Raw genomic sequence first — 6,589 nt, forward strand, 5'->3', positions numbered from 1 at the left:
TTAGCGTAAGCTAACGAGCCACTAAGCCCTAGACTTCAGTCTAGGGTAGTTGACTATACAAGGTTTCTTAACGTGATGGTAGTTCTTTTGAAACAATTATGTAACATTCAGAAGGTATTATATTAACCGTCAACTGATTTAAGAAATCAATTAAATTTGAAACAAATGTTAAATAAACGAAATCTATAATTTAAGGGAGACAATTAATTTTGAATTTAAAACGTACTTTAGTTAAATACACTGCAGCTTTATCAATTTTCTTTACAGGTATCTCAGCTATTAATGTTCCAGCTACTGTTCACGCTGACGAAGTTTCAACCAGTACTGTAAATACTGACAATTCAATGTCAGATATCGAAACTTCAACTCCAGCTGCAAGTACCGTTAAGAAGACTTCTGCTGTTACTAAGAAGCGTAACGCAATTGTTAAGCTTGCTAAGAAGGAAATCGGTAAACCTTACGTTTGGGGCGCAGCGGGCCCTTACGCATTTGACTGCTCAGGTTTAACTTCATACGTTTACAAGAACGCAATTAACAAGACTTTGCCAAGAACTACTTACGGTCAAATCACTCTTGGTAAGACTGTTTCAGTTTCAACTAAGACGCTTAAGAAGGGTGACTTGTTATTCTGGGGTAACTACCACGTAGGTATCTACATTGGCGGTGGCAAGTTCGTTCACGCTCCAGCTCCTGGTCAAAATGTTAAGACTCAAACCTTAGCATCATTCTTCCCATCATCAGCTAAGCGTGTTATCGACTAATTACATTTAAAGTTATGTCTTTCTAAAGATTATTAGTAAAAGGAGTTAGGTGAATTTCACCTAGCTCTTTTTTTACATAGTAAATTATTTTTAGTTCTATGTGGTTCATCTATGTCATTTGACTGTTTTTGAAGAAATGTAAGCCGTTTAATATTTATTAAATTAGTATTACTTTTGTAACATTCATGTAACATAAGGCATTTATTATAGAGTCTGTTGAATAGTTAATTAAGTTTAAAGATTTTCCGATAAAATAAATTTTCGTTACCAAAATATAAAAATCTAATAACTTGTGATATAGATATAAACATAATAGGAGAATATATGAATATTAAAAGTAATTTTGTAAAAGTTACTGCAGCTGCTGCTTTAACTCTGACCGGTGTAGCTACAGTAAGTGCTGTTAAGCCAGATTCAACTACTGCTAATGTTCAAGCCGCTACTACTAGAGTAAAGATCAATTATGTTCCAGGTTATGGTGTTAATATCTGGGATAATTACAACCATGGTCATTTTACTGGTCAACGTGCACCACACGGCACTACTTGGAATGTTATTAACCAAGCAACTGATAAGAAGGGGCGTACTTGGTACCAAGTTGGTGAAGGCCAATGGATCATGGCTCAATACACTGTGCCAGCTAATTCCAAGAAGGCTAAGAAGTCAGTTCAAGCAACTGGTGATGCATCAGCTATTGTTACTTTAGCTGAAGCACAACTTGGTAAGAATTACGTATGGGGCGGTACCGGTGCCAACGGCTTTGACTGTTCAGGTCTTACCTCATATGTCTACTCAAAGGCAGCTGGCGTTAACTTAGGTAGAACTACCTATGATCAAGTTAAGCAAGGTTCAACTGTTTCTATGAATAACCTTCAACCTGGTGATTTGCTTTTCTGGGGTTCAGCTTCAGCTCCATATCACGTAGGTATTTACGTTGGTAACAATCAATACATTCACGCAGCTACACCTGGTCAAGGCGTTATCAAGCAAACTTTGAGTAGTTACTTCTATCCAAGTGTTGCTAAGCGTGTTTTATAAAAAAGAGATTATCAAACTAAAGTGGGCTATGTATTGGCTCACTTTTTTCATTATTAAGTACTAATCGTTGTTAGTTGCTCTTTTTCTGTGTAAATGCAATAATGAAGTCGTTAGTTATAAAGTAGTGAGTTTTGCTACTAAGGGGATTGAAGAATGACTAAACATAAATTATTTAAGTTGGGGGCAGCTGCGGCACTTACTGTCACAGGTGTCTCTGCGATTACGTCGCTGAAAACTGTCCGCGCAGCCAACTTTACTGCGATTAAGAGGGTAAAGATTAATTATTTACCCGGTAAGGGCTTAAACATTTGGACTAATTATAATAAGGGTAAGTTCATGGGTTACCGTGCAAAAGACGGTACTATTTGGAACGTTGCCGAAACTGCTGTAGATAAGAAAGGTAACCTTTGGTATAAGGTTGGTACGCGTGAATGGATTGAAGCGCGTTACACCGTTGATGTCGGGATGGACACGCCGGCTTCCACCAATGCCAAAACTAAGGACAAGGTAACCAACGTATCTACCAAGAAGAAGACGAGCAAGAAAACAACGCCGAAAGTTAATAACGTTATTTCTTTGGGTACTGTAACTAAGAAAAGTACCAAGAAGTCGACTAAGACTAAGTCTAAGGTCGCTAAGGTGAAGAAGGCTAAGCAAATTGTTGACGCCGCAGTGAAAAAGACTAGTAAAAAGTTAACTACCAAGAAGGTTGCATCAACGCAAGCCTCAAGTAAGGCCGGTGCCATCGTTGCTTTAGCTAAGCAACAAGTTGGTAAGCCTTATGCCTGGGGCGCTAATGGTCCAGACAGCTTTGACTGCTCTAGCTTGGTGCAATATGTCTTTAAGAATGCGGCTGGTATGAACTTGCCTCGTACTACCTATGATCAAGTTAAGGTTGGTCAAACAGTTTACCAAAAGAGTCAGGCTAATGGTCAACCTGTTTCCGCAAGCAATTTACAAGTAGGAGATTTGTTGTTCTGGGGTTCAGAAAGCGCACCATATCACGTAGCCATTTACATTGGTAACAATCAATATGTCAATGCGGCAACACCTGAACAAGGTACGATCTTGCAGACAATGACTAGTTACTTTGCACCAACGATTGTTAAGAGAGTTTTATAATTTGAATATAAAAAAGTAGTTACTATGTATTAATTGCAAAGTAACTACTTTTTATTTTCTACTTCAAATGCCCTTTTTGTCTGAAAAATCTAAAGGTATAAGTGTAATATTTGCCCCTTTTTACCTTATACTTGTGAGTGTTCTAATATCTAATAATCGATTATCTTGTATTAGATTTGCTCATTTTGTATAATAATGGCACAGGAACAAGTTCCTAATGAGCGGTCGGCTCATGGTCAATCTGATATTTCAATAGGACGTAAGGGCCTAACAGGTTGCGAGAACCAGAACTAATCTCGATATTTAATCTTGGACATAAGGGCCAAGCAGGTGGCAGACACCAGAACTAAACCGACCATGATGAGTTCGCACATTATGTGTGGACTCATTTTTTTTGGAGAGAATAATGCGTAAAAAATACAATTATAGAAAATTAAGACCTAGAGAATATTCATACATTAACCGGTTCTTAGATGATATTCATAGAGCTGCTGTTTTTTATGAGGTAATAAGAAAGTAACGTTTTATACGGCTAAGACTTCAATTACAGTGATTGCATCTGTTACTAATTTTATGCACTTATGTGGTATTTCATATTTAAGGGGTAGTAAGAATTTTTTCCTTAGTGCTAAATACAGAAAAATAGATTTAGACAAAGTTTTGATCAAAAAAGACGGAACTACGTTTCAAAAATTACAAGTTTTAAGCGCATTTCCTGAATTGATTAGTGGCAATGTTAGATTAACTGGTCGGGGAAGATTTTTGGTGCTCGACTATGATTATGCATTACGTACGTCTAGACAACTTTTGGCATTAACACTGATAAATCAAAGTGCAAAAGCAATTCCACAATCATTATTAAACTTGCATAAAAAGATGTTTGAGAAAGGTGCCTCAGTTGTTAGAATTGAATCACAAGATTTTAATTCTGACCAAATTACGGTTTTATTCGAAGAACAATCAAAATAAGACAAGGATCTCTCCTTGTCTTTTTTGTTGCACTTTTCATTTTCAGTAAAATTAGTTACATTTTCTACTTCAAATGTCCTTTTTGTCTGAAAAATCTAAAGGTATAAGTATAATACTTACCGATCTTTACCTTATATTTATGAGTATTAATCAACTTAGTCTTGCCAGGTTGGTAAGTAATCGTCGTAGTATAGCCATCGCCATAAAAGGTCGTACCAAAATTACGGACCTGCGTTGCACGGTAGCGTTTCTTAGTCGTCATATCGGTGATATAAATCTTAGGCGTTCCTGTAATTTTCTTCGTTGTGGAGAAAGACCAGGGCGTCTTTTTACCGACTAATTCATATGGAAAGACGCGGCTAGCCGGATAAACCATCGTATCTACAACAGGATCACGCAAAATGTCGTCCGCAAACCAGCCGTTTTGCACGGAGTAGAGCACATTGTTGCTGACACCATCACCATAAGCGGCGCCGATGCCCATCCGGGTTGCGCGAGCTGACAAAATCAAGACCCGATGGCCGATGTTACCCTTACCAGCGATGTTGTTGTCTTCGCGAATCAGGTCCGTGACGATATCACCCGCTGTAGCGCCGTTATTGGATTCTAAAAAGTTAACATTACCCAAAGTGGAATTTTCGGCGATATTCCAATCAGTTTCATTGAAATAAAATGGCCGAGTGTAACCTAGTAAACCGTGGACGTTTAAGTCTTTTTTAGCATTAACTGCGGCTAAGGCAGCAGCACCGATTTGGGCATGTGAATTATCATCGGCATGATTCAATTCGGTAGGCAAACCTGCTAATGAGCGGTAGTAATTGATGTAGCTCATAGTATCAGGGATGTAGGACGGATTTAAACTCCCGGCTGAAAAAGGCAGGCCAAAGTTTGGCTGCTGTGCATAAATATTTTGCTTATTATACTTAACCTTGCTTAAGGCATGATACCGTTTTTGAAATTGACGTACTTGTTTGGCCTCAGTCTTGGAGTATTTTGCGGCATGAGTGGTCGTAGTGTTGATGCCAAAGGCTGCGATAATTGCAGTCGCAGCGACCAGCAATTTGTGTTTGATCTTCATTTTTCTTAATTCCCAGTCTAGCTAGACCAAATATTGTTTGAAGCGTTCTTGGTCGTCGGGCGCAATGTTAGCCTGAATGTGCACGCCGTCGTCTTCGTAGTCTTCGCTTAAGACTTGGGCGTTTTCGTGCAGGTAGGCCAGTTCCTTACCAGCAGAAAGCGGCAAGAGCAAGCTGAATTCTTCATAATTGGAGAAGACGCGCTTCGTGATTAAATCGGCCAGCAATTTGATTGACTTAGGATCAATTGCTGAATAAAGGATATCGTTACCTTCAATCTGAGGATAATTGCGATCAGTCTTGTCAGCCTTGTTGTAGGCGGTGATCATCGGGATACCCTTGACACCGATTTCATCCAATACGTTTTGCGTGGTGCGGATCATCTGAACCATGTTCGGGTCAGATGCATCAACTACGTTGATTAAAAGATCGGCATCCTTGGTTTCTTGCAAAGTTGCCTTGAATGATTCAACTAAGTTGTGGGGCAATTTTGAAATAAAGCCAACGGTGTCAGACAAGATAAAGCTGAAGCTGTCCTTTAAGTCGATGCGACGTACGCTGGTGTCCAAGGTGGCAAACAGCATATTCTTAACGAAGACTTCCTTATTACTACCTTCATCAGAGAACTCCTTGAGCAAGCCATTCATCGTGGTTGACTTACCGGCGTTGGTGTAGCCAACAAGGGCGACTTTAGGGATGCGGCTTTGGTTACGGCGAGCCGACTTGATCTCTTCTTGACTAGCCACAGCCTTGAGTTCCTTCTTGATGGCAGAAATTTGCTTGCCGATGGTCCGGCGGTTTAATTCCAGCTTACTTTCACCGGCACCACGGTTGGAATAGCCACCACCACGCTGCTGGTCCAAGTTGTTCTCGGAAGGGTGAAGACGTGGCAACTCATATTGCAATCTGGCGAGTTGCACCTGCAGTTTGGCCTGCTTAGTGCGAGCACGACTGGCAAAAATTTCCAAAATTAATTCAGTTCTGTCGATGACCCGCATCTTGGTTAATTTTTCCAGGTTACGGATTTGCACTGGGGTTAATTCATCGTTTAAAACTAAGACCTTGGCCTTCAAGCCTTGGGCCATTGTTCTGATTTCGTTAATCTTGCCGACACCGAAGTAAGTCCCGGCAACGATTGATTCTGCGTTTTGGTAACTTTGTCCCACTACCTCCATGTTGTCAGCTTCAGTTAGGTTGGCCAGTTCAGTCATGTAGTAGTCGAAGTTGGGGTCATTCAAGTTGACGCCCGCGATATAAGCTTTTATTTTTTTAGGTTGATTATCGATCATGAGTCCACCTCGTTATCTAGTTTGTATATCTATATTGTATTACAGTTGCTTATAATAAGGAAAAAAGGTGAATGAGTGAGTATTCAAGAACGTGTCGTTTTCTATTGTGAGCTCTGCAAATGTGTAGCTAAAATATTTTAATGAAAAACGCCCGAAAATCCCCGTATTTTAATGCGGGGATGGATAGGGCCAAGCTGACCTAGCAGTCAGCTTTTTTTATTCTAAAAATAGAGACATACGTTCGACTTCCCTGTAAAATATAAATATCTAATCTACAGAAGTCATGTGGTGATAAGTCAATGTAAATTGTAAATTTTATTTTTAATTAGTTTGT

Annotated in this window: 5 protein-coding genes and 1 pseudogene; 4 read left to right on the forward strand and 2 right to left on the reverse strand. The window is 39.5% G+C overall.

Going from position 1 to position 6,589, the window contains the following annotated elements:
- The first annotated feature begins 209 nt into the window (after nucleotides 1-209).
- The 4 genes and pseudogenes from CP357_RS09220 to CP357_RS09235 form a co-directional block, all read left to right on the forward strand.
- Nucleotides 210-761, forward strand: coding sequence for a C40 family peptidase (locus CP357_RS09220; protein ID WP_025006326.1), 552 nt, complete (start codon nucleotides 210-212; stop codon nucleotides 759-761).
- A gap of 324 nt (nucleotides 762-1,085) precedes the next feature.
- On the forward strand, nucleotides 1,086-1,799 hold the full coding sequence (locus CP357_RS09225; RefSeq protein ID WP_025006327.1) for a C40 family peptidase: 714 nt from the start codon (nucleotides 1,086-1,088) through the stop codon (nucleotides 1,797-1,799).
- Between the two features lie 153 nt (nucleotides 1,800-1,952).
- Nucleotides 1,953-2,921 (forward strand): C40 family peptidase, encoded by a 969-nt coding sequence (locus CP357_RS09230; protein WP_098037141.1) that lies wholly within the window; start codon nucleotides 1,953-1,955, stop codon nucleotides 2,919-2,921.
- Between the two features lie 519 nt (nucleotides 2,922-3,440).
- Nucleotides 3,441-3,890: pseudogene (locus CP357_RS09235) on the forward strand (PBECR4 domain-containing protein); the annotation flags it as partial.
- Between the two features lie 64 nt (nucleotides 3,891-3,954).
- Here CP357_RS09235 and CP357_RS09240 read toward each other — a convergent pair.
- Together CP357_RS09240 and hflX are read right to left on the reverse strand one after the other, a co-directional pair.
- The gene (locus CP357_RS09240; protein ID WP_098037142.1) at nucleotides 3,955-4,968 is read right to left on the reverse strand and encodes a hypothetical protein; all 1,014 of its coding nucleotides are present in this window, start codon (nucleotides 4,966-4,968) and stop codon (nucleotides 3,955-3,957) included.
- Between the two features lie 21 nt (nucleotides 4,969-4,989).
- Nucleotides 4,990-6,255, reverse strand: a complete 1,266-nt coding sequence (gene hflX / locus CP357_RS09245; RefSeq protein ID WP_098037143.1) for a GTPase HflX — start codon at nucleotides 6,253-6,255, stop codon at nucleotides 4,990-4,992.
- Between the last annotated feature and the right edge of the window lie 334 nt (nucleotides 6,256-6,589).

This window comes from Lactobacillus sp. UMNPBX6, assembly GCF_002553975.1.
In the GTDB taxonomy this organism is placed as follows: Bacteria; Bacillota; Bacilli; order Lactobacillales; family Lactobacillaceae; genus Lactobacillus; species Lactobacillus gallinarum.

Excerpts from the sequence above, each read along its gene's own strand:
- CP357_RS09225 (WP_025006327.1), top strand. The coding sequence starts at position 1,086 with ATGAATATTAAAAGTAATTTTGTAAAAGTTACTGCAGCTGCTGCTTTA.
- CP357_RS09230 (WP_098037141.1), top strand. The coding sequence starts at position 1,953 with ATGACTAAACATAAATTATTTAAGTTGGGGGCAGCTGCGGCACTTACT.
- CP357_RS09240 (WP_098037142.1), bottom strand. The coding sequence starts at position 4,968 with ATGAAGATCAAACACAAATTGCTGGTCGCTGCGACTGCAATTATCGCA.
- hflX (WP_098037143.1), bottom strand. The coding sequence starts at position 6,255 with ATGATCGATAATCAACCTAAAAAAATAAAAGCTTATATCGCGGGCGTC.